The following is a 21,484-nucleotide window of genomic DNA, read 5'->3' as shown; positions in this document are numbered from 1 at the left end:
GGCATGACTGCCGAAGGCTCCGCGGGGTTAGACGGACCCGCCTCGGACGCAATGCTGAAGCTGGGCCGATTTTTCACGAAATGGGACCAGACCGACGACGGCAGGGCGGTGTTCCGGGAAGGCGGCCGCAAGGGCGACATCTTCTACCGGGACCGGTGGAGCCACGACAAGGTGGTACGTTCCACCCACGGGGTGAACTGCACCGGCTCGTGCTCATGGAAGGTGTACGTCAAGGACGGCATCATCACCTGGGAATCCCAGCAGACCGACTACCCCTCCGTGGGCCCGGACAGCCCGGAATACGAGCCGCGGGGCTGCCCGCGCGGCGCGGCCTTCTCCTGGTACACCTACTCGCCCACCCGCGTCCGGTTCCCCTACGCCCGGGGTGTCCTCGTCGAAATGTACCGCGAGGCGAAGGCCCGGCTGGGCGACCCGGTGCTGGCCTTTGCCGACATCGTGGGGGACCCGGAGCGTCGCCGCCGCTACCAGCTGGCCCGCGGAAAGGGCGGCCTGGTCCGGGTGTCCTGGCAGGAAGCGGTCGAAATCGCGGCTGCCGCCCACGTGAACACCATCAAGAACTACGGGCCGGACCGCTGCGCCGGCTTCTCGCCGATCCCCGCGATGTCGATGGTCTCGCACGCGGTCGGAACCCGCTTCATCCAGCTGATCGGCGGGGTGATGACGTCCTTCTACGACTGGTATGCGGACCTGCCAGTGGCCAGCCCCCAGGTCTTCGGAGACCAGACCGACGTCCCGGAATCCGGAGACTGGTGGGACGCGGGCTACCTCATGATGTGGGGATCCAACGTCCCCGTGACCCGCACCCCGGACGCCCACTGGATGGCGGAGGTGCGGTACCGCGGCACCAAGGTGGTCACGGTCAGCCCGGACTATGCGGACAACACGAAGTTCGCCGACGAATGGCTCCCCGCCCAGGCCGGAACCGACGCAGCCCTGGCCATGGCGATGGGCCACGTCATGCTCAAGGAATTCTTCGTCGAGCGGGAGGTCCCGTTCTTTGCCGACTACGTCCGCCAGTACACGGACCTGCCGTTCCTGGTCCGGCTCGAACGGCGCGGCGACGGCTCCCTCAGCCCGTCCAAGTTCCTCACCGCCCGGGACCTCCCGGCCGAGGCCGGGGCCGAGGACGCGGCGTTCCGCACCGTGTTGTTCGACAAGAAGGCCGGACGCCCGGCAGTCCCCAACGGCTCCATGGGGTTCCGCTACTCCGGCAGCGGCGAAGGCAAATGGAACCTGGACCTTGAGGGGATCGAACCGGCGCTGTCGCTGCGCGAAGCGTCCGCGGCGAGCGCCGAGGTCCTGCTGCCCTGCTTCGAGGAAGCGGACGGCACCGGCAGCGTACTCCGGCGTGGAGTACCGGTCCTGGAAGTGGAGGGCCAGCTGGTCACCACCGTGTTCGACCTCATGCTGGCCCAGTACGGCGTGGGCCGTGCCGGGCTCCCGGGGGAGTGGGCCGCCGGCTATGACGACGCCGCGACGCCCTACACCCCGGCCTGGCAGGAGGAGATCACCTCCGTCCCCGCGCAGGCCTGCATCCGGGTGGCGCGCGAATTCGCCCGGAACGCCGAGCAGTCCAAGGGCCGGTCGATGATCATCATGGGCGCCGGCATCTGCCAGTGGTTCCACGGCGACACCACCTACCGGGCGGTCCTGGCGCTCGTGATGCTGACCGGCTGCATGGGCCGCAACGGCGGCGGCTGGGCGCACTACGTGGGGCAGGAGAAGACCCGGCCGGTCACCGGCTGGCTGTCGCTGGCCAATGCCCTGGACTGGTCACGCCCGCCCCGGACCATGATCGGTACCGGCTACTGGTACATGCACACGGACCAATGGCGGCAGGACGGCTACTCCGCGGATGCGCTGAAGTCCCCGCTGTCCACCGGGGCCATGGACGGCATGCACACCGCCGACGCGCTGGCCCAGTCCGCCCGGCTCGGCTGGATGCCCTTCTACCCGCAGTTCGACCGCAACCCGCTGGACGTCGCGGACGAGGCGGAGGCCGCCGTCGCCGCCGGCACGGCGAAGGACACCCCTAGCTACATCGCGGACGCGCTCAAGAACCGCACCCTCAACCCGGCTATCGAGGACGTGGACGCGCCGGAGAACTGGCCCCGGACCCTCGTGCTGTGGCGCTCCAACCTGTTCGGCTCCTCCGCCAAGGGCAACGAGTACTTCCTGAGGAACCTGCTGGGAACCCACAACAACGTCCTCGGCAAGGACCACGCCGAGGGCCTCAAACCCCGGGACGTGAAATGGCACGACCAGGCGCCCGAGGGGAAACTGGACCTGCTGGTCTCCGCGGACTTCCGGATGACCTCCACCACGCTGCTGTCCGACGTCGTCTTCCCGGCCGCCACCTGGTACGAGAAGCACGACCTGTCCTCCACCGACATGCACCCCTTTGTGCACGCCTTCACGCCGGCGATCGACCCGCCGTGGGAGACCAAAACGGACTTCGACATGTTCCACCTGCTGGCCCAGGAGTTCTCGCGGATGGCCGAGACCCACCTGGGCGTGCGCCGGGACCTCGTCAGCGTGCCGCTGCAGCACGACACCCCCGGTCAGCTCGCCCAGCCCGGCGGGATCGTCCGGGACTGGCGGGACACATCCATCCCCGCGGTTCCGGGGCAGAACATGCCCGTCTTTTCCGTCGTGGAGCGGGACTACACCGCCATCGCGGACAAGCTGGCCGCCGTCGGGCCGCTGGCCGACAAACTGGGCTTCACGGTCAAAAACGTCACGTACAAACTCGCCGGAGCGTTGGACCGGCTCAGCCGCTCCAACGGGGTGATGCTCGGCGGCGCCGCGGACGGCCGCCCGGCGATCGACACGGACGCGAAAATGGCCGAGGCCATCCTGGCCTTCTCCGGCACCACCAACGGTGCGCTGTCCGTGCAGGGCTTCAAGGACCTGGAACTGCGCACGGGTAAGAAACTGGCGGACCTGTCCGAGGGGTCCGAGGAAAAATTCATCACCTTCGCCCAGACCCAGGCCGGCCCCGTCCCGGTGATCACCTCCCCGGAATGGTCCGGCTCCGAAACGGGCGGCCGGCGCTACGCACCCTTCACCATCAACATCGAACGGCTCAAGCCCTACCACACCCTGACCGGCCGCATGCACTTCTTCCTCGACCACGACTGGATGATCGATATCGGCGAGGCCCTGCCGATCTACCGCCCACCGCTGGACATGCACAAGCTCTTCGGCGAACCCAGACTCGGCCGGGACGGGGCCATGGAAGTCGTGGTCCGCTACCTGACGCCGCACTCCAAGTGGTCCATCCACTCCGAATACCAGGACAACCTGCTGATGCTCTCCCTCTCCCGCGGCGGGCCGACGGTCTGGATGAGCCCCGCCGACGCGGACGCCATCAAGGTCAAGGACAACGACTGGGTGGAGTGCCTGAACATCAACGGCGTCCTGGTGGCCCGGGCGATCGTCAGCCACCGGATGCCGGCCGGCGTCGTCTACGTCCACCACGCGCAGGAACGCACCATCGACGTGCCCAAGTCCGAGGCCACCGGCCGCCGCGGCGGCATCCACAATTCCGTGACCCGGCTGCTGGTCAAACCCTCGCACCTGATCGGCGGGTACGCCCAGCAGGCCTACGCGTTCAACTACCTCGGCCCCACCGGGAACCAGCGCGACATGGTCGCCACCGTCCGCCGTCGTTCCCAGGAGGTGCAGTACTGATGCGTGTTATGGCTCAAATGGGCATGGTCATGAACCTGGACAAATGCATCGGCTGCCACACCTGTTCCGTGACCTGCAAGCAGGCCTGGACCAACCGTGCGGGCACCGAATACGTCTGGTTCAACAACGTTGAAACCCGCCCCGGCCAGGGGTATCCGCGCCGCTACGAGGACCAGGACAAGTGGAAGGGCGGCTGGGTGCTGAACAAGCACGGCAAGCTGGTCCTCAAGGCCGGCGGCCGGGTCAAGAAACTCCTGGGGATCTTCGCGAGCCCGGTCCAGCCCGAGCTCAAGGACTACTACGAGCCGTGGACCTACGACTACAAGACCCTCGTGGACGCGCCCCTGGGCGACGATTTCCCGGTGGCCCGGCCCAAGTCCCTGATCACCGGGAAGGACACCAAGATCACCTGGTCCGCGAACTGGGACGACGACCTGGGCGGCTCCGCCGAAAACGGCCACCTGGACCCGATCGTGGAAAAGGTCCGGCGGGAATCCGAAGACAAGATCAAGTTCGCCTACGAGCAGACCTTCATGTTCTACCTGCCCCGGATCTGCGAGCACTGCCTGAATCCCTCCTGCATGGCCTCCTGCCCCTCCGGCGCGATCTACAAGCGGGTGGAGGACGGGATTGTCCTGGTGGACCAGGACAAGTGCCGCGGCTGGCGGCAGTGCGTCACCGGCTGCCCGTACAAAAAGATCTACTTCAACCACAAAACCGGCAAGGCCGAGAAGTGCACCTTCTGCTACCCGCGGGTGGAGGTGGGGCTGCCGACGGTCTGCTCGGAAACCTGCGTGGGCCGGCTGCGGTATCTGGGCCTGTTCCTGTACGATGCCGACGCCGTTACCACGGCGGCGTCCGTCACGGACCCCCAGGAACTCTACGACGCGCAGATGGACGTGCTGCTGGACCCGAACGACCCTTCCGTCCAGGCCGAAGCCCGGGCCCAGGGCATCCCCGAGGACTGGATCGACGCCGCCCGGCGCTCGCCGGTCTACGCCCTGGCCAAGGTCTACAAGGTGGCCCTGCCGCTCCACCCCGAATACCGGACCATGCCGATGGTCTGGTACGTGCCGCCCCTCTCACCCGTGGTGGACCTGCTGCGGGACCAGGGACACGACGGCGAGGACGCCGGCAACCTCTTCGGCGCCATCGACGCGCTGCGCATCCCGGTGGAATACCTCGCGGAACTCTTCACCGCCGGCGACGCCGACCGGGTCACCGCGGTGCTGAAGAAACTCGCGGCCATGCGCTCCTTTATGCGCGGGATCAGCCTCGGCAACGACCCCGACGACTCCATCCCCGAGGCCGTGGGCATGGACAGCCAGACCATGTACGAGATGTACCGGCTGATGGCGATCGCAAAGTACGAGGAGCGCTACGTCATCCCCAAGGCCCACGTGGAGCAGGCGCACGACCTGGAGGAGATGGGCTGCTCGCTGGATTTCGAGGGCGGACCGGGCATGCAGGATTCCGCCCCGTTCGGTGAGGCCAGCGGCAGGCCCGTCCCGGTGGCGGTGGAAACCTTCAACGCCCTCCGCGACCGTCAGACGTCCGGCTCCGCGCCCGGCGAAACCACCCTGCGCGGCCGTGTGAACCTGCTGAACTGGGACGGTACGGGGGCGCCCTCCGGGCTTTTTCCGGAAAAGGCGCTTTTTCCGGAGAAGCCGCCCGGGCCCGGCCCCGGGGCCGGCCCCGGGGCCGGCACTCCGGCGGACGGGGAACGGCCATGACCCGGCGCGAGCAGGTGGTTTATCTCGCCGCGGCCTGGTGCCTGTCCTACCCGGACGAGGACCTCATCGGCAGGGTTCCGCTCATGCGCGCCGCGCTGGGCGAATTTCCCGGCGCCGTGGCCGACTTCCAGGAGGTCCTGGATTCGCTGGAGTCCACCCCGCCCCTGCAGATCCAGGCCCAATACGTTCGCGAGTTCGACCTCGGGAAACGCCATGCCCTGCACTTGTCCTACTGGACGGACGGGGACACGCGGCGCCGCGGCGAGGTCCTGGGCAACTTCAAAAAGACGTACCGGCAGAGCGACATCCTGGTGGACACCCACGGGGAACTTCCGGACTACCTGCCAATGGTCCTCGAATACGCCGCGGTGGTGGACCTCGCCGCCGGCCGCGACCTGCTGGCCCGCTTCCGGGCGAGCCTGGAGATGCTCCGCTTCGGGTTGCTCCGGGACGAGCTTCCACACGCCAGGATCCTGCAGGCCGTCTGCGCCACCCTGCCCGGCAAATCCCCGGCAGACGAGCAGGCCGTCATGCGGATGGCCGGCTACGGACCACCCACCGAAGCGGTGGGCCTGGACCCGTACGATCCCCGCCTGCTGCCCGTGAAGGGGGCCTGACCATGCTGGCATTCGAAACCGCGCCCGGATCCGCCGCCGAAATCTCCGCACTGGACGTTGTGCTCTGGGGCGTCCTGCCCTACGTCATGGTGGTTGTGCTGGTGGGCGGGCTGGTCTGGCGCTACAAGTACGACCAGTTCGGCTGGACCACAAGGTCCTCCCAGCTCTACGAATCCCGGCTGCTCCGGATCGCCTCACCACTGTTCCACTTTGGCCTGCTCGCCGTGATCGCCGGCCATTTCTTCGGCCTGGTCATCCCGATGGCCTGGACCCAGGCGGCGGGCATGAGCCAGGACTTTTACCACTTCAATGCCCTGCTGGTGGGCGGCATCGCGGGGGTGGGGACCCTGGGCGGGATCATCCTGCTGATCTACCGCCGCCGCACCACGGGACCGGTCTTTATGGCCACCACCACGAACGATAAAACCATGTACGTGGTGCTCACCGCAGCCATTGTGTTCGGTCTGTGGACCACCCTGGCCAGCGTCTTCGAGGGCGAGCACGGGCACAACTACCGCGAAACCGTGGCCCCCTGGTTCCGGTCCCTCTTCATCTTCCAGCCGGACCTCGCGGCCATGGCGGCTGCGCCCTTCTCCTTCCACCTGCACACCCTGGTGGGCATGGCGCTCTTCGTGATCTGGCCCTTCACCCGGCTGGTCCACGCCTTCACCGCCCCGTTCCACTACCTCTTCCGCCCCTACATCGTCTACCGCTCGAGGGATCGGGACAGGGGCAGGGCCGGCAGCGCAGCCGGCGCCGCGGCCGCGCGGACCTCCAACGTCGCGGCCCGCCGCGGCTGGTCCGCCGTCGGGACCCGCGACCGCGACACCCGGAACCGCTGAGCCGGACCCGTGGCCCCTGTTGAACTGACGTCGAACTGAGAGGAAGACCAGTGGCCGGATCCGCGCCCGTTCCTTCAACCGCCCCGGCCGGGCGGACACTCAACCTGGTGCTGGCCACGTCGGCGTCGGTGGCCGGGTTCTGGGCCTGGAACTCGGTGGCCACCCTCGGCGCGTTCTACACGCAGACCCTGGAGCTCACCCCGGCCGCCACCGGCGTGCTCGTGGCCATGCCCGTGTTCGTCGGCTCGCTGGGCCGGATCGTCGTCGGGGCCCTGACGGACCGGTACGGCGGCCGGGCCATGTTCACCTTCGTGCTGCTGGCCTCCATCCTGCCCATCCTGCTCGTGGCCGTCGGCGGGCTCCTCAGTTCCTTTGCCCTGGTGCTGGGTGCCGGGCTGCTGCTGGGCGTCGCCGGAACGGTTTTCGCCGTCGGGATCCCTTTCGTCAGCGCCTGGTACGAGCCGTCCCGGCGCGGCTTCGCCACCGGCGTCTTCGGCGCCGGGATGGGCGGCACGGCGCTGGCCGCCTTCCTGAACCCGCGGCTGGTCGCGGCAATCGGATACTTCCCCACGCACCTGCTGATCGCCGGGATCCTCGCGGTCATGGCGGCCCTGGTCTGGTTCCTGATGAAGGAAGCCCCGGGCTGGACCCGCAACAACCTCCCCGTCCTGCCCAAACTGCTCGACGCCGTGAAGACCCCGATCACCTGGAAGATGTGCTTCCTCTACGCCGTCGTCTTCGGCGGCTTCGTTTCCTTCGCGACTTACCTGCCCACCTACCTCCGCGACGTGTACAGCTTCGATCCGAGCGGCGCCGGTGCCCGCACCGCCGGCTTCGCGCTGGCGGCCGTGCTGGCGCGGCCGGTCGGCGGCGTGCTCGCGGACAGATTCGGGCCGAAGCCCGTGGTGGTCGCGTCTCTGGCAGGCGTCGCGGTCCTGGCCTGGGTGGTGAACCTGCAGCCCGACGGCGAGGTCCCTGCCGGCCTGACCTTCGTCGCCATGGCGGCGGCTCTGGGGCTCGGGACGGGCGGGGTGTTCGCCTGGGTGGGCGTGCTCGCTCCGCCCGGGAAAGTCGGCAGCATCAGCGGAGTGGTCAGCGCGGCCGGGGGCCTCGGCGGCTACTTCCCGCCGCTGATCATGGGGGCGACGTATGACCCCGCGACGCACAGCTACTCGATCGGGCTGCTGCTGCTGGTGGTCACGGCCCTTGCCGCGCTGGCCTTCACGATCTTCGCCCTGCCCGGCCGGGCAAAGGCGAAGGTCATGGCCGCCTAGCCGTCCTTCCCAAGGAGTGCCGGATCGTCAGCCGAAGACCAGATGCGCCACCGTGAAAATGGCGAGCCCGGCCAGGGCTCCCACCACGGTGCCGTTGATCCGGATGAACTGCAGGTCCTTGCCGATCTGGAGCTCGATCTTCTGCGAGGTCTCCTCGGCGTCCCACCGGGCCACGGTATCGGTGATCACGCCGGCGATGTCCGAGCGGTACGTCCTGACGAGGTAGCCCGCGGCGTCCCCGATCCACTTGTTCACCTTGCCGGCCAGTTCGGGATCGGCCACCAGCCGGGTGCCGAAATCATGCACGGCGGCTTTGAACCGGACGGTGAGTTCGCTGTGCGGGTCGTCGACGGCGGAGAGCAGGGCGGCCTTGATGGTGCCCCACGTGCGGGAGGCCAGCTCGCGGATCTCGGGATCGCCAAGGACCTGGGCCTTAATGCCCTCGGCCCGGGCGATCATCACCGGATCATGCTGCAGGTCCTGCGCGAGGTCCTTGAGGTACTTGTCGATCGACAGGCGGACCTGGTGCTGCGGATCCGACTGCACGGCCCGGGTGAACTTCAGGATCTCCACGTAGACCTTGTCGCCCACCAGCCCGTCCACGAACGAGGGCACCCACGTCGGCGAACGGTCGGTGACCAGCCGGTTGACCGTTTCCTGGTTGTCCCGCACCCAGTCCACGGTGCGGTCCACCAGCACGTCCACCAGGGCGTGGTGGTGCCCATCCTCGAAGATCCGCTGGGCCACCCGGCCCACCGGGGGACCCCACGGCGGGGCGAGCAGATGCCGGCGGACCATGCCCTCGATCACGGCCTGGACGTCGTCGTCGTTGAGCACCGTAAAGGCGCCGCGGATGACGGCGGCGCCCTCCTTGGCGACGCGTTCGGCGCCGCCGGGCCCGGAGAGCCAGGTCCCGGCCTTGCGGGCGATGTCAACGGAGGCGAGCTTTTCGTGGACCACCTGTTCGGAGAGGAAATTGGTTTCCACGAATTCGCCCAGCGAGGCGCCGATCTGGTCCTTGCGCTGCGGAATGATGGCGGTGTGCGGGATCTTGATGCCCATGGGGTACTTGAACAGGGCCGTCACGGCGAACCAGTCGGCGAGGGCGCCCACCATGCCGCCCTCAGCCGCGGCCCGGACGTATTCGAGCCAGGGGTACTGGTCCTGGAAGGCGAAGGCGACCACAAAGATGACGGCCATCAGGATCAGCAGCGAGAGTGCCAACAGCTTCATCTTCCGCAGCGCGGCCGCCTTCTCGGCGTCGCCCGATGCCACCCTCTGGCGGCGGGCCTGATCGCCGGAAGCGCTCTCTCCGGCACTGCCGGGGCCTTCCGGACGGGTACTTGGCTCAGTATTCACCTGCATGTGCCCAGCCTAGCCCCGCTTTGGCGGGGGCCGTCGGCTAACGTGGCAGCATGACGACTGACGAGTCCGCCACAGCCCGTCCCCTGGTCTACGCCCACCGCGGGGCGAGCGAAACGTTCGCCGAGCACACCCGGGCCGCTTACCTGCAGGCAATCGCCGACGGCGCCGACGGAGTGGAGTGCGACATCCACCTCACCCGGGACCAGCACGCGGTGCTGCTGCACGACGCCAACCTGGACCGCACCTCGGACGGCACCGGCCCCGTGGCGGACCATACTCTCGACGAGCTCCGGCAGCTGGACTTCTCCTCCTGGAAGGGCGCCAGGATCCCGGACGACTACGGCGCCAAGTCCGCCCAGTTCCTGACGCTCCCGGACCTGCTGGTGCTGCTGCGGAACGCCGGCCGGGAAATCGGCCTGGCGATCGAGTTCAAGCACCCCAGCCCCTTCCAGCTCAAACTCGAGGACCGCGTCCTGCAGGTCCTCCGGTCCGGAGGCTGGGATCCGGCGACGTCCCGGCTGGACAACATCACGGTGTCCTTTATGAGCTTCAGCCCGGACTCGGTGAAGCACCTGCTGAGGTCAGTCCCGGCGTCCGCCGTGTGCCAGCTGGTGGACGAGGTCAACGTCGAGGAAATCCGGGAGGAACTCGGCCTGGGAGCATTCACCGGCGGGGCGCTGGCGAACGTCATGAAGGCGGCGCAGACCGAAGCTGAGCGGATCCTGGACGACTGCGAGACCGGGCTGGCCGGTCCGGGCATTGACTATGTCCGCGAGCATTCCCGCACCATCCGGCGCTGGCTCGGCTCCGGCCGCCGCTTCCGGGTGTGGACGGTGGACTCGGAAAACGACGTCGCACTGTGCCAGGGCCTGGGGATCCACGAGATCACCACGAACAGGCCGGCGCAGGTCCTCGCCCAACTGTCGGCCGGCTCCAGGAGTCTCTAAACGGGCAGCGTCACCGGCTACGCCGCCAGGTCGCGGCGACGCCAGCCGGCGTAGCCCAGCGCCGCGACGGCCGCCGCGGCCACGATGAGGGCCGCCAGCGCCGGCAGGCCACCGGAGTCCACCGGGAGCAGCGGGGAATGCCTGAACGGGGAGAGGTCCATGAGCCACTCGGGCGCGTTCCAGAGCACCCCGAATTCGCCCAGGGCCACCAATGCCAGCAGGAAGCCCCAGACCGCCCCGGCCAGCCGCGGCGCCCAGCCGAACACCGCCAGCGCCACGCTGGTCACCACCCACGCGGCGGGCACTTGGGCCAGGGCGGCCACGGTGCTGCGGCCCACCAGTGCGGCTTCGCCCATGGCGAAGGCTGCGCCCGCGCCGATCGACGCCCCGGCCAGCAGGAGCAGCGCAGCGACTCCGGCCAGGGCAAACACAAAGTGGCTGCTGGCCCACCGGATGCGCGTGGTGGCCGTTCCCAGCAGGGCTTCGGTGTGGCCCGCGGACTCCTCGCTGCGCAGGTGGTTGGCCGCGGATACCCCGTAGGCCGCGGCCAGCACGCCCATGATGCCGATCTCGGCGGCCAGGAAGGCGTCCGTCAGGGCTTCCCGGCCGCCCAGTAGCCTGATCAGGTCCTGGGCGTTCGGTGAATTCAGCAGTTCTCCCACGTTGCTGGCCAGGGATCCGATCACCACGCCGAACAGGACGAACGCCACGGCCCAGGCGAGCAGCACACGGTACTGCAGGCGCACCGCCAGGTCCCAGACGCCGGAGAGCGACCCGGCGGACGGCCCGGGGCGCTCGGCGCGGAGGCCGGCCCCAAGGTCGCGCCGCGCCCGCAGCGCAAAAGCGGCCGGGACCAGGACCAGGCACAGGACCACCGGCAGCGCCAGCACCCACCAGCGGTCCCCGGCGAACGCCCGGATCTGCTGGTTCCACCCGATGGGCGAGAGCCAGGACAGCACGGAGGGCCCAGGCTCGGCCAGGTCTCCGACCGCGCGCAGCCCATAGGTCACGGCGATGAACCCGATGCTGAGCCCCGTCGCGGCCCGGGCGCTGGCGGTCAGCTGCGCGGCCAGACCCGCCACGGCACTGAACGCCATCCCGGTGGCAGCCCAGCCCAGGCCGAACGCGAGGGATCCTGCGGCCGGCAGCCCGCCGGCGGCCAGCGCAGCAGCCGCGAGCAGCCCAAGCACCAGGTTGGCGCCGAGGCTGATGGTGAGTGCGGACGCCAGCGGCGCGTCACGGCCCAGCCTGCCCCCGCCGAGCAGCTCCAAGCGGCCGCTCTCCTCGTCGCCGCGGGTGTGCCGGATGACGAGGACCACCATAAGGACGGCCAGGATGGCGGTCATAAACGCGGTGTATTTGATCAGCGACAGAGCACCTATCGAGGTGGGATCGTAGATCCGCCCGAACAGGGCAACCATCGAGGCGGTCGCGTTCAGGGCGGTGGCGGCCTCCACCCGGCTCGCCGTATCCGGGTAGAGCTCGGCGCCGGCCACCGCCGTCGAATAGGTAACCAGGGCAAAACCGGCAATCCAGAAAGGCAGCAACCAGCGGTCCCGCCGCAGTCCCAGCCGGATCAGGACACCCGTTCCCGCCAAGGTGTCAGGCATCGCCGGACCGCCGCGGGACTGCGCCGTCGACGCCGGCGCCGACGGTTCCGCCGGCCGCACCGGCGTCGACGTCGACGTCGTTTCCGGCACCGTAGTGCCGCAGGAACAAATCCTCCAAGGTCGGCGGCTGGCTGGTCAGGGCGTGCAGTCCCGCGGAGGCCAGCGCGTGCAGGAACGGGCCCAGGCCCGCGGGCTCCACCTGCGCGCTGACCCGGTGGTCCGTCACTACGACGTCGTGCACGCCGGGCAGGAGGTCCAGCCCGGGAGGCACCGCGGCGACGTCCGCCGTGACCGCGGTGCGCGTCAGGTGCCGCAACTGCTCCAGCGGTCCGGTCTCCACGACCCTCCCGGCGCGGATGATGCTGACCCGGTCGGAGAGCGCCTCGGCCTCGCTGAGGATATGGCTGCTCAGCACCACGGTGCGCCCCTGCGCGCGCAGTTCGCGGACACAGCCGCGGAACGCGTCCTCCATCAGCGGATCCAGCCCGCTCGTCGGCTCGTCCAGGAGGAACAGTTCGGCGTCGGTGGCCAGGGCGGCGACCAGGGCCACTTTTTGCCGGTTCCCCTTGGAATACGTGCGGGCCTTTTTGCTGGGGTCCAGCTCGAACAGCTCCAGGAACCGGGCGCGGCGGGCGCGGTCCTGGCCTCCCTGCAGCCGGCCCAGCAGATCGATCACCTCGCCGCCCGTCAGGTTCGGCCACAGGGCCACGTCCCCGGGGACGTAGGCCAGCCTGCGGTGCAGGGCCGCCACGTCGCGCCACGGATCCAGCCCCAGCACCCGGATGGACCCGGCGTCGGAACGCAGGAGGCCCAGCAGGAGCCGCAGCGTGGTGGACTTGCCGGACCCGTTGGGCCCCAGGAAGCCGTGCACCTCGCCGGCGGCCACGTCAAAATCCAGTCCGTCCAAGGCCGTCACGGACCCGAAACGTTTCACCACCCCGACCATTTCCACCACACTGCTCATAGTCAACAAGCTACGCCGGATTGCCGGGATGGGCCCGTGCGGAAAGTCCCCTTTCCGGCACCTTCGGACGCAGTTAGCGAGGGGTCCGCGGCTGTGATTGAGTTGTTCCATGCTTTCTCGCTGGTCCGGCCGGGACACCCAGACGCTTTCCGCCGTGGCGATGAGCGCCCTGCTGCTGGCCAGCGCCGGCAAGCACTTCGAGGACCCCGGGTTCTTCGGCCCGGTTGTGCCGGATTTCCTCTGCCGCGACGACTCCGGCGAACAGTCCAACGGCCCCCTCGCGGTGTTGTCCCGGGAGGAGTGGGTGGCGGTCAGCGGCCTGCTCGAGGCCGGTGCCGCCGTCGGGCTCCTGGTTCCGGCAACCCGCCGCGCGGCCGCCGGCTGCGTCACGGTGATGTTCACACTGTTTATCGCAGGACACCTCGGCGCCCTGCGCCGGGCCTACAGCCCGGACGGGACGCCCGGCCAGCGCCGCATCCACTCCCTGCGGCTGCCGCTGCAGGCGCCGCTCATCGCCTGGGCCTGGAGCCTGACAAAGCCCGTCCCGCGGAAACCGGCCCGGCCGTGAACCTCCTGCAGTCCCCGGCGGTACGGGTGGGGCTCTCCATCAGCATCGCCACCGGGCTCTACGGGGTGTCCTTCGGCGCCCTCTCCGTCACGTCCGGACTCGACTTCTGGCAGACCATGGCCCTGAGCCTGCTGCTGTTCAGCGGCGGCTCGCAGTTCGCGTTTATCGGTGTGGTGGCCGGTGGCGGTTCCGGCGTCGCGGCGATGGGGGCGGCCACGTTGCTCGGCATGCGCAACGGGATCTACGGCATGCAGATCAACGCCCTGCTCCAGCCGCGCGGCCTGCTGCGGTTTGCCGCCGCCCACGTCACCATCGACGAATCCACCGCCACCAGCACCGGGCAGACGGATCCGCTCGAGCAGAAGCGCGGCTTCTGGACCGCGGGCCTGGGGATCTTCATCCTCTGGAACGTGTTCACCGCCGTGGGCGCGCTCGCCGGAAGCGCGCTGGGGGATCCCAAGCAGTGGGGCCTCGACGGCGCCGCCGTCGCGGCGTTCCTGGGGCTGCTCTGGCCCCGGCTCAAGGGTCGCGAACCTGTGGCGATCGCCGTCGTCTGCGCCCTTGCCACCGTGCTTGCCGTACCGTTCGTGCCCGCCGGGGTGCCGATCCTGGTGGCTGCCGTGGTGGCGGCTGCCATCGGCTGGTTCAGTCACGGCCGCAGTGACGAAGGGCTGGAACCCGACGTGGACCCCTACGCCGACCACCCGCACACGCATCCGCAGGGGGATGCCACGTGACCCTCTGGATGTGGCTGCTGCTCTCCTGCGTGCTGGCCTACGGCTGGAAACTGCTGGGCTATCTGGTGCCGGCGAGCGTGCTGCGGGACCCCCGGATGTCGCGGATCGCGGGGACCATGACCATCGGCCTGCTGGCGTCCCTCACAATCGTGAACACCGTGGCCTCCGGCCAGGCCCTGGTGCTGGACGCGCGGCTGGGCGCCCTCGCCGCCGCTGGCATCGCCCTGATGCTCCGGGCGCCCTTCCTGGTGGTCGTCCTCGCCGGAGCCGGTGCCGCGGCAGGACTGCGGTTGCTGGGTTGGAGCTGACCGGTTAGCAACGGTCTTTAGTCCCTACTTGCCGCCGGAGCCCCGTGGGAGCATTCGGATATGAGCGACAAAGACGATCCGGATACTCCTGCGCCCGGCAAGGGCCAGCATCCCAAACCGCATGAGCCGTTCGTTCCGCCGGGAGCCGAGTCCACCAGGGAACTTCGCGATGTGTCACGCCGGCGCCGGGAAGCCGAGGAGAAGCTGCAGCACCACCTCCAAGAGGTCAAAGAGAAGCCCGCGGAGGATTGATGTTCAGAACCCGGCTGTCGGAGCGTCTGCAGGATCTGTTGCTCGAAAATGATGTGCTGGAGGACTTCCTCCGCCAACTCTCCGCTCTTGCCGGTGAGTTTGCCTCGGCCGAAACCGGCCGCGAGGTGGTGTGTTCCGTGCGGTTGGCCTGGCCACGCCGGGCGGCGGTCCTGGCCGCCAGTAACCCCGAGGCCCGGTTTCTGGACGGTTTGCAGGACGGACTCGCGGAAGGGCCGGGGCTGGAGGCACGGACGACCAGGCAATCCGTGGTGGTGCAGGACGTGACGATGGATCCGAGATGGCGGCGGTACCAGCGGGCCGCCGCCCAGCGCGGGAACCGCAGCGTTCTCGCCGTGCCGCTCCTTGAGGACCAGGACGCGGCGGCCACCCTGACTTTCTTTTCGCCGTCGCCCGAAGCGTTCGACGACGACGCCGTCGCCGCCTGCGAGGTGCTCGCCTTCCGGGCCGCCCAGGTGGTCAGGCTGGCCGTCCGGATCGAAACCGCCCAGGGCATGAGCCGGGACCTGCTGCAGGCGATGAGGTCGCGGACCGTGATCAACCTGGCCACCGGCATCCTGATGGCCCAGAGCCGCTGCTCGCAGTCGGAAGCGTTTGAACTGCTGACCAAGGTCTCCAACACCAGGAACATCAAGCTCCGGATCGTGGCCGAAGAGATCCTCCGGCGGTTCGACGGCGCCCCCGCCGGAGCGGCCTTCAGCGGCTGAAACCTTACCGCGGTGTCCCGAGGCCCGCGAGCCTGAGGATGAGCTGAAGCCCGTCGGGCGTTCCCGGCCAGTGCCGGCGCACCGCGTCCTCGCCCGCCCGCGCGATCACCGAGCGCAGCACGAGGGCCACAATGATGACGTCGTCCGCATAGCCGAGCACGGGCACGAAATCCGGCACAATATCGATCGGCGAGAGCAGGTACACCAAGAGAAGGGCGAGCCGTATCCGTACACCGACGCCCAGGGATTTGTCAGCCAGCAGCCGCCGCAGGAGCCGCAGGAGGTCCGGAAGCAACCGTAGCGCGTCCTTCATCGCGACCGTTTCCGGGTGCCGGCGCGCATAGCCCCACAGGAGGAACAACAGAATGGCATAAACCAGCAGCACCCCGCCGACGATGCCCGCCACGGTTTCCCATGACACGGGTGTCAGCCGAGGTAAGAGTCGAACGCGGTGCCCGGCAGCGGCGCCTGCGGCGGCAGGGGCCGCGTCGGGCGCTCCGTGCGGATGGCGTCCTCGACGAGGGCGACGGGACGGCGCCAGGCATCCGAACCGGCCTCCATGGTGTCCACGACGCCGATCAGCATGGCCAGGAGGCGGATCATGTCCGTCATGGAGATGTCGCTGCGCAGGGTTCCCTGGCCCTGGCCGCGGCCCAGGAGTACGGCCACGGATTCGATCAGGTCACCGGTGATGCCGGTGAGCAGGCCGCGCCGGCCGGCGACGGCGCCGAGGAGGTTGGCTTCCTCGCTGGCCACGCCCATGAGGGCGTCGATCACGCGGAAGAGGCCGTCGGCGGCATCGGGCCCGGCCAGTGCCTCTTCGATGACGGGATCAACCAGCAGTCCGAGCTGGCGGTGCAGCGCCGCGAGGACCAGTTCCTCTTTGTCGGCGAAGTTCCTGAACAGTGTGGCCGGGCCGACGCCGGCGGTCACGGCGATGGTCTGCAGCGGGACTTCCGAACCGTGCTCGCGGAAGCACTGGCGGGCGGCGGTGATGATCTTGTCGACGTTCCGCGCGGCATCGGCACGGAGCGGCCTGCGGTCTGCTACCCGGTTCATTTGCTTAGGTTAGCAACGCGAGGCCGCAGCCGGGAGGTTACTGCCGGGTAGTCCCTTATGTGACGGATCGGGCCCCGATCCGGGGCCCGATCCGTGCAAGACTGGTGCCATGCTGCTTGCCTTTTCCGTCGCACCCTCAGGCCGTCCCGTCCGCACCGCCGACGATTCACCTGCCGATGACTCACCCGCCGGTGCCGCCGCCGTCCGGTCGGACGAGGCGTCGGTCCACGATGCCGTCGCCGACGCTGTGCGGATCGTCCGCGAGTCCGGTCTGCCCAACCACACCGACTCGATGTTCACCACGATCGAGGGCGAGTGGGATGAGGTGTTCGACGTCGTGAAGCGCGCCACCGAGGCCGTGGGCCGCTACGGCAGCCGGGTTTCCCTGGTTATCAAAGCGGACATCCGGCCGGGCTATACGGGCGAACTCACCGGAAAACTGGACCGTCTGGAGCACGCCCTCGGGGACGCCGGGGACCCGGCCGCGGGCTAAAATTCAGGACGGTCCGGAGCCTACCGCCGGGACAGCCCAGCTGGAAGACTGGGGGGCATGTTCGAGCATCAGCCCACCGACCGCTGGATCGCCGTTGAGGACTTCCTCTCCGGGGCCGTGGTCCGCCCTGACAGCTCCCTGACGCGCGCCGTCACCGCCGCCCTCGAGGCGGGGATGCCCCCGATCGAAGTCGCCCCGAATGCCGGCAAACTGCTGAAACTGCTCGTCCAGCTTTCCGGTGCCCGGCGCGTGCTGGAGATCGGCACGCTGGCCGGCTTCAGCACCATCTGGATGGCCCAGGGACTGCCCGACGACGGCCGTCTGATCACGTGCGAATATCTCCCCAAGCACGCCGAGGTGGCCCGCGCCAACGTGGACTCCGCCGGGCTGGGCCACCTTGTGGAAATCCGGGTCGGGGCGGCGCTGGACACGATGCAGGCCCTCGTCGAGGAGGGCGCTGAGCCCTTCGATTTCGTCTTCATCGACGCGGACAAGGAAAACAACCCGCACTACCTCGAGTGGGCCATCCGCCTGGGCCGGCCCGGCACCGCCGTCGTGATGGACAACGTGGTCTGGGAAGGCGCCGTGCTGGATCCCTCGATGGACACCGCCAACGCCCCCGGCATCATCAGTGCACTGACCATGCTCGGCGAGGACCCGAGGCTGGACGCCACCGTCATCCAGACCGTGGGCTCCAAAGGGTGGGACGGCTTCGCCCTGGCGCGGGTGCTCTAACAGCCGGGAGGCGCCGCCGGCCGGCAGCTGGCAGCGCATTTCCGAAAGTGCTAAGTGTGCTTAGATTTACTGGACGGGCTGGAACTACCGAGCAGTAGCCGTGCCCGGCCGGCTCGGGCACCGGCAGCACCAGACGCACTTCGAAGGAGAGCAGGCCGAATGAACCGGACTTCCGCTTCCCCGCGGCCCCGCGCCGTGAGGATCAGTTCCGCGCCGGAGGACCTGGCCGCCCTCAGCCCCCTGCTGGACGACGCACTATCGGCTGTCGGCGACGTCCCGGCGTTGCTGGACCTGGCCAAGGCCGCAGGAGACGCCGCCCCGAAGCCCGGCGAGGGCCGCACCGCTTTCCTGTGGGAGCTCCTGGCCTCCGTCACGGCCGTCGACGTCGCGGCCGGCCGGGCCATCGAACCGCACCTGGACGCCGCGGCGATCCTCGCCCAGGCCGCCGGCCACGCGGCGGTGGAAGGCTGGGACTGCCCGGACTTCGAGGGTGCCCACTTCGACGGCGCCTGGGGTGTCTTCGCCGCCGAAGCGGCAGGCCTGCGGCTCGACGCCAAACCGGCGGACGGCTGCTTCCTGCTGCAGGGATCCAAACCCTGGTGCTCCCTCGCGGCCCAACTGGACCACGCAGTCGTGACTGCCCATCTGGACGACGGCGGCCGGGCCGCGTTCGCCGTCGACCTCCACGCCCCCGGCGTGGGGTTCGCGGATCCGGAATGGACCAGCCGGGGACTCCGGGAAATCCCCAGCGGCACCGTGCACTTCGACGCCGTTCCGGCCGTGCCCCTGGGCGACGCCGGCTGGTACTACCGCCGGCCCGGCTTCGCCTGGGGCGGCATGGGCGTGGCTGCCTGCTGGCTGGGCGGCGCCGTCGCCGTGGCCCGCGGCTACCGGGAATCCCTGCTTAGGGCGGCCGACGGCGGCCGCGAACCGGACCAGCTCGCACTCGCCCACCTCGGCGAGATCGACCGCACCCTCACCGAACTGACTGCATACCTCGCCCGGACCGCCGCGCGGATCGACGCCGGGGACCTTTCGGGCGCCGGCGCCTGGAGCGAGGCCCTGCGGATCCGCGGCAACACTGCCACCGCCGTCGAACGCATCCAAACGCTCGTCAGCCAGAACCTCGGCCCCGCCCCGCTGGCGTTCGACCCGGTCTACGGAAAGCGCATGGCGGACCTCTCCCTGTACATCCGCCAGCACCACGGCATGCGCGACGACGCCCAGCTCGGTGCCCTTACGCTCAAGGGGGACCACCCTTGGTGAGCTTCACGCACCAGGACCCCGGGACCGGCGAGGACGCCTGGGCGGCCAGCGGACTGGCCGCGCTCCCGGAGCTGCCGCTCGACGCCGGCGAACTCGCCGGCCAGGCGTTCATCGTCCTCGCCGCGCACCCGGACGACGAATCCCTCGGCGCCGGCGGGCTGATGGCCCGGCTCCGGCGGCTCGGTGCCCGCGTGACGGTGCTGCTGTGCACCGCGGGGGAGGCGTCCCACCCGGACTCACCCACCACGACGCCGGACCAGCTCGCCGCCGTCCGGCTCGAGGAATTCGGCGGCGCGCTCACCCACTTGCTGCCGGATCCGGACTGGCGCTTCCTCGCCCTGCCGGACGGCCGGCTCGCCGCACACCGGCCAGAGGTGATCTCCGCGCTGCAGCAGGCCATCGCCGATGTGACGGCCGCGTCGGGACTGCCGCCGGAGCAGCTCACACTGGTGGCCCCTTACCGGCACGACGGCCACACGGACCACGACGCACTCGGCTCCGCCGCCGCCGAAGCAGCCGGCGCAGGCGGCCACGGACTCCTGGAATACCCCATCTGGTACTGGCTCTGGGCCGGCACCGCGGACCCGGCCTGGCAGTCCTGGCTGCGTCTGCCGCTGGATCCCGCCGAGCAGCAGGCCAAGGCGGCGGCGATGGACTCCCACACGTCGCAGGTCCGCGCCCTGTCCGGCCGGCCGGGCGATGAGGTGCTGCTCCCGCCGTCGTTCCTGGAGCATTTTGAGCGGCCGTTTGAGACGTTCGCGTGGCAGCGCCCGGGCACCGGAGGCACAGCCGCCGGCGGTGCGTACGCCGCTGCTGACGCGGAGGGCGTTTTCGACGCCGTCCATACCGGCACCGACGACCCCTGGCAGTACACCACCAGCTGGTACGAACACCGCAAACGTTCCCTCACCCTCGCGGCGCTGCCCGGCCGGAACTACACTGCAGGACTGGAGATCGGCTGCTCGATCGGGACGCTCAGCGTGGAACTCGCGCAACGCTGCGACAGTTTCCTGGCCGTCGACGCGAGCAGCGCCGCGCTGGCCCACGCCGCCCGGCGCCTCGACCACCTGCCGGCAGCCCGGACGCGCCACCTCACCGTCCCGCAGGACTGGCCGAAGGGCCGGTTCGACCTGATCGTGGTCTCTGAGGTGGGCTACTACCTCGCCCCCGATGAACTGGCGGAGCTGTTCGAGCGGGTCCAGGCCGCCCTCCTGCCCGGCGGCACCCTGGCTCTGTGCCACTGGCGCCACCCCGTCTCCGGCTGGGAGCTCGACGGCGACTCCGTCCACGCCGCCGCGCGCCGCCAGCTCCGCTGGGCCGACGCCGGGCTGTACCGGGAACGCGACTTCATCCTGGAAATCCTGATGGCGCCGGAGGCAGGCCCGGATCAGCGGGCGGCAGCCGTCGTCGCGCCGGGCACGGACAGCTAGATGGCGGCCCTTGCCCTGCCGCTTCCCCGCGGACACAGCCTCGACCGGATCGCCGTCGTCCTCCCCGCGCACAACGAGGAGGAACACCTTGGCCGGGCGCTGCTGTCGGTGCAGCGCGCCGCCGACGCGCTGCACCGGGTCCGGCCCGACATTACTGTCAGCGTCACGGTGGTGCTGGACAGCTGCACTGACGGCTCCGCCGGCATCGCGGCCCGGTACGCTGCGGCGGACCGCCGCTTCAACACCCTCGAGGTCAGCCTCCGCAACGCCGGGGCGAGCCGTGCGGCCGGCATCAGGGCCGCCGGAATCGGAACAGCCCGGCGGAGGCCGCCCGGCAAACGGTGGACACCGCCGCCGTGGGCGGGACGGACGTGGCTGGCCAACACCGACGCTGACTCCCAGGTCCCCGACAACTGGCTCGTCCGCCAGCTGGAATTCGCCGAGGCCGGAGCCGACGCCGTCCTGGGCTCGGTGGAACCGGACCCCGCCGGGATGGACGCGGAACTGCGCCGGCGCTGGCTGGAACGCCACCCCTTCGAGGAGGACCACCCGCACATCTACGGGGCCAACTTCGGGGTCCGGGCCTCTGCCTACCTGGCCGCCGGGGGTTTCCCGAAGCTCGCCTCGCACGAGGACCGGACGCTGGTGCAAAGCCTCCGGAACCGGGCCTTCACGGTGACGGCCACCGACAGCATGCGTGTCCTGACCTCGGGCCGGATCCACGCCCGGGCTCCGCACGGCTTCGGCGCCTACCTCCGCACGCTGGGATTACACCGGGCACCGGCTGCCGACTGACGGTGGGATTGGTGCCGTCCGGCTCCGCGCGTGACCTTTGGCCCTAACGG

The 21,484-nt window shown here is 69.6% G+C and carries 21 protein-coding genes; 16 read left to right on the top strand and 5 right to left on the bottom strand.

Features of this window, described 5'->3' with window-relative positions:
* Window positions 1-3: 3 nt before the first annotated feature.
* From FS787_RS08910 to FS787_RS08890, 5 genes are read left to right on the top strand one after another with little or no spacing between them, the layout of a single operon-like run.
* Window positions 4-3,714 carry a nitrate reductase subunit alpha gene (locus FS787_RS08910; RefSeq protein WP_186329147.1) on the top strand — a complete coding sequence of 1,237 codons (3,711 nt, stop codon included), beginning with the start codon at window positions 4-6 and terminating at the stop codon, window positions 3,712-3,714.
* Complete coding sequence (gene narH, locus FS787_RS08905; protein WP_144672096.1) at window positions 3,714-5,447, top strand: nitrate reductase subunit beta; 1,734 nt, start codon at window positions 3,714-3,716, stop codon at window positions 5,445-5,447. Before FS787_RS08910 ends, narH begins: the two co-directional genes overlap by 1 nt.
* The gene (narJ, locus tag FS787_RS08900) at window positions 5,444-6,064 is read left to right on the top strand and encodes a nitrate reductase molybdenum cofactor assembly chaperone (protein WP_144672095.1); all 621 of its coding nucleotides are present in this window, start codon (window positions 5,444-5,446) and stop codon (window positions 6,062-6,064) included. The genes narH and narJ overlap by 4 nt, the downstream gene beginning before the upstream one ends.
* Before the next feature lie 2 nt (window positions 6,065-6,066).
* Window positions 6,067-6,906: a respiratory nitrate reductase subunit gamma gene (gene narI, locus FS787_RS08895; protein ID WP_144672094.1), complete on the top strand. Its 840-nt coding sequence runs from the start codon at window positions 6,067-6,069 to the stop codon at window positions 6,904-6,906.
* A 50-nt stretch (window positions 6,907-6,956) separates the two neighbouring features.
* Entirely contained in the window at window positions 6,957-8,180 is a 1,224-nt protein-coding gene (locus FS787_RS08890) for an MFS transporter (protein ID WP_144672093.1), read from the top strand.
* Between the two features lie 27 nt (window positions 8,181-8,207).
* Here FS787_RS08890 and FS787_RS08885 read toward each other — a convergent pair whose 3' ends face one another.
* Entirely contained in the window at window positions 8,208-9,545 is a 1,338-nt protein-coding gene (locus FS787_RS08885; protein ID WP_144672092.1) for a DUF445 domain-containing protein, read from the bottom strand.
* A 50-nt stretch (window positions 9,546-9,595) separates the two neighbouring features.
* Here FS787_RS08885 and FS787_RS08880 point away from each other — a divergent pair, with 50 nt between their 5' ends.
* Complete coding sequence (locus FS787_RS08880) at window positions 9,596-10,492, top strand: glycerophosphodiester phosphodiesterase family protein (RefSeq protein WP_144672091.1); 897 nt, start codon at window positions 9,596-9,598, stop codon at window positions 10,490-10,492.
* A 17-nt stretch (window positions 10,493-10,509) separates the two neighbouring features.
* Here FS787_RS08880 and FS787_RS08875 read toward each other — a convergent pair whose 3' ends face one another.
* Together FS787_RS08875 and FS787_RS08870 are read right to left on the bottom strand one after the other, a co-directional pair.
* Window positions 10,510-12,102, bottom strand: coding sequence for an ABC transporter permease (locus tag FS787_RS08875; RefSeq protein WP_144672090.1), 1,593 nt, complete (start codon window positions 12,100-12,102; stop codon window positions 10,510-10,512).
* A complete protein-coding gene (locus tag FS787_RS08870; RefSeq protein WP_144672089.1) occupies window positions 12,095-13,066 on the bottom strand; it encodes an ABC transporter ATP-binding protein in 972 nt (323 codons plus the stop codon). The genes FS787_RS08875 and FS787_RS08870 overlap by 8 nt, the downstream gene beginning before the upstream one ends.
* 109 nt (window positions 13,067-13,175) lie before the next feature.
* On the opposite strand from FS787_RS08870, the gene FS787_RS08865 reads away from it, so the two are divergent.
* From FS787_RS08865 to FS787_RS08845, 5 genes are read left to right on the top strand one after another with little or no spacing between them, the layout of a single operon-like run.
* Entirely contained in the window at window positions 13,176-13,634 is a 459-nt protein-coding gene (locus tag FS787_RS08865; RefSeq protein WP_144672088.1) for a hypothetical protein, read from the top strand.
* Complete coding sequence (locus FS787_RS08860; RefSeq protein ID WP_144672087.1) at window positions 13,631-14,371, top strand: AzlC family ABC transporter permease; 741 nt, start codon at window positions 13,631-13,633, stop codon at window positions 14,369-14,371. Before FS787_RS08865 ends, FS787_RS08860 begins: the two co-directional genes overlap by 4 nt.
* A complete protein-coding gene (locus FS787_RS08855; RefSeq protein WP_144672086.1) occupies window positions 14,368-14,679 on the top strand; it encodes an AzlD domain-containing protein in 312 nt (103 codons plus the stop codon). The genes FS787_RS08860 and FS787_RS08855 overlap by 4 nt, the downstream gene beginning before the upstream one ends.
* 60 nt (window positions 14,680-14,739) lie before the next feature.
* On the top strand, window positions 14,740-14,931 hold the full coding sequence (locus FS787_RS08850) for a hypothetical protein (RefSeq protein ID WP_144672085.1): 192 nt from the start codon (window positions 14,740-14,742) through the stop codon (window positions 14,929-14,931).
* Window positions 14,931-15,656, top strand: coding sequence for a GAF and ANTAR domain-containing protein (locus FS787_RS08845; protein WP_144672084.1), 726 nt, complete (start codon window positions 14,931-14,933; stop codon window positions 15,654-15,656). The genes FS787_RS08850 and FS787_RS08845 overlap by 1 nt, the downstream gene beginning before the upstream one ends.
* Before the next feature lie 4 nt (window positions 15,657-15,660).
* Here FS787_RS08845 and FS787_RS08840 read toward each other — a convergent pair whose 3' ends face one another.
* Window positions 15,661-16,077: a YkvA family protein gene (locus tag FS787_RS08840; RefSeq protein WP_144672083.1), complete on the bottom strand. Its 417-nt coding sequence runs from the start codon at window positions 16,075-16,077 to the stop codon at window positions 15,661-15,663.
* A gap of 5 nt (window positions 16,078-16,082) precedes the next feature.
* Entirely contained in the window at window positions 16,083-16,715 is a 633-nt protein-coding gene (locus FS787_RS08835; protein WP_144672082.1) for a TetR/AcrR family transcriptional regulator, read from the bottom strand.
* Between the two features lie 109 nt (window positions 16,716-16,824).
* On the opposite strand from FS787_RS08835, the gene FS787_RS08830 reads away from it, so the two are divergent.
* From FS787_RS08830 to FS787_RS08810, 5 genes are all read left to right on the top strand, one after another.
* The gene (locus tag FS787_RS08830) at window positions 16,825-17,208 is read left to right on the top strand and encodes a thiamine-binding protein (RefSeq protein WP_144672081.1); all 384 of its coding nucleotides are present in this window, start codon (window positions 16,825-16,827) and stop codon (window positions 17,206-17,208) included.
* A gap of 57 nt (window positions 17,209-17,265) precedes the next feature.
* Window positions 17,266-17,943 (top strand): O-methyltransferase, encoded by a 678-nt coding sequence (locus FS787_RS08825; protein WP_144672080.1) that lies wholly within the window; start codon window positions 17,266-17,268, stop codon window positions 17,941-17,943.
* Between the two features lie 159 nt (window positions 17,944-18,102).
* On the top strand, window positions 18,103-19,209 hold the full coding sequence (locus FS787_RS08820; protein ID WP_144672079.1) for an acyl-CoA dehydrogenase family protein: 1,107 nt from the start codon (window positions 18,103-18,105) through the stop codon (window positions 19,207-19,209).
* Window positions 19,203-20,639 (top strand): bifunctional PIG-L family deacetylase/class I SAM-dependent methyltransferase, encoded by a 1,437-nt coding sequence (locus FS787_RS08815; protein ID WP_144672078.1) that lies wholly within the window; start codon window positions 19,203-19,205, stop codon window positions 20,637-20,639. Before FS787_RS08820 ends, FS787_RS08815 begins: the two co-directional genes overlap by 7 nt.
* Window positions 20,640-21,434, top strand: coding sequence for a glycosyltransferase family 2 protein (locus FS787_RS08810; protein ID WP_144672077.1), 795 nt, complete (start codon window positions 20,640-20,642; stop codon window positions 21,432-21,434).
* Window positions 21,435-21,484 lie beyond the last annotated feature (50 nt).

This window comes from Arthrobacter sp. U41 (assembly GCF_007679325.1).
Taxonomy (GTDB): domain Bacteria; phylum Actinomycetota; class Actinomycetes; order Actinomycetales; family Micrococcaceae; genus Arthrobacter.
Note: the sequence above shows the minus strand (reverse complement) of the source record. Positions and strands in the feature narration are given on the sequence as shown.

What these genes read in the sequence shown, in the direction of transcription:
- narH (WP_144672096.1), top strand. Translation starts at nt 3,714, where the DNA reads ATGCGTGTTATGGCTCAAATGGGCATGGTCATGAACCTGGACAAATGC.
- FS787_RS08885 (WP_144672092.1), bottom strand. Translation starts at nt 9,545, where the DNA reads ATGCAGGTGAATACTGAGCCAAGTACCCGTCCGGAAGGCCCCGGCAGT.
- FS787_RS08835 (WP_144672082.1), bottom strand. Translation starts at nt 16,715, where the DNA reads ATGAACCGGGTAGCAGACCGCAGGCCGCTCCGTGCCGATGCCGCGCGG.
- FS787_RS08850 (WP_144672085.1), top strand. Translation starts at nt 14,740, where the DNA reads ATGAGCGACAAAGACGATCCGGATACTCCTGCGCCCGGCAAGGGCCAG.
- FS787_RS08865 (WP_144672088.1), top strand. Translation starts at nt 13,176, where the DNA reads ATGCTTTCTCGCTGGTCCGGCCGGGACACCCAGACGCTTTCCGCCGTG.
- narJ (WP_144672095.1), top strand. Translation starts at nt 5,444, where the DNA reads ATGACCCGGCGCGAGCAGGTGGTTTATCTCGCCGCGGCCTGGTGCCTG.
- FS787_RS08825 (WP_144672080.1), top strand. Translation starts at nt 17,266, where the DNA reads ATGTTCGAGCATCAGCCCACCGACCGCTGGATCGCCGTTGAGGACTTC.
- FS787_RS08870 (WP_144672089.1), bottom strand. Translation starts at nt 13,066, where the DNA reads ATGAGCAGTGTGGTGGAAATGGTCGGGGTGGTGAAACGTTTCGGGTCC.
- FS787_RS08810 (WP_144672077.1), top strand. Translation starts at nt 20,640, where the DNA reads ATGGCGGCCCTTGCCCTGCCGCTTCCCCGCGGACACAGCCTCGACCGG.
- FS787_RS08845 (WP_144672084.1), top strand. Translation starts at nt 14,931, where the DNA reads ATGTTCAGAACCCGGCTGTCGGAGCGTCTGCAGGATCTGTTGCTCGAA.
- FS787_RS08830 (WP_144672081.1), top strand. Translation starts at nt 16,825, where the DNA reads ATGCTGCTTGCCTTTTCCGTCGCACCCTCAGGCCGTCCCGTCCGCACC.
- FS787_RS08875 (WP_144672090.1), bottom strand. Translation starts at nt 12,102, where the DNA reads ATGCCTGACACCTTGGCGGGAACGGGTGTCCTGATCCGGCTGGGACTG.
- FS787_RS08820 (WP_144672079.1), top strand. Translation starts at nt 18,103, where the DNA reads ATGAACCGGACTTCCGCTTCCCCGCGGCCCCGCGCCGTGAGGATCAGT.
- FS787_RS08910 (WP_186329147.1), top strand. Translation starts at nt 4, where the DNA reads ATGACTGCCGAAGGCTCCGCGGGGTTAGACGGACCCGCCTCGGACGCA.
- FS787_RS08880 (WP_144672091.1), top strand. Translation starts at nt 9,596, where the DNA reads ATGACGACTGACGAGTCCGCCACAGCCCGTCCCCTGGTCTACGCCCAC.
- narI (WP_144672094.1), top strand. Translation starts at nt 6,067, where the DNA reads ATGCTGGCATTCGAAACCGCGCCCGGATCCGCCGCCGAAATCTCCGCA.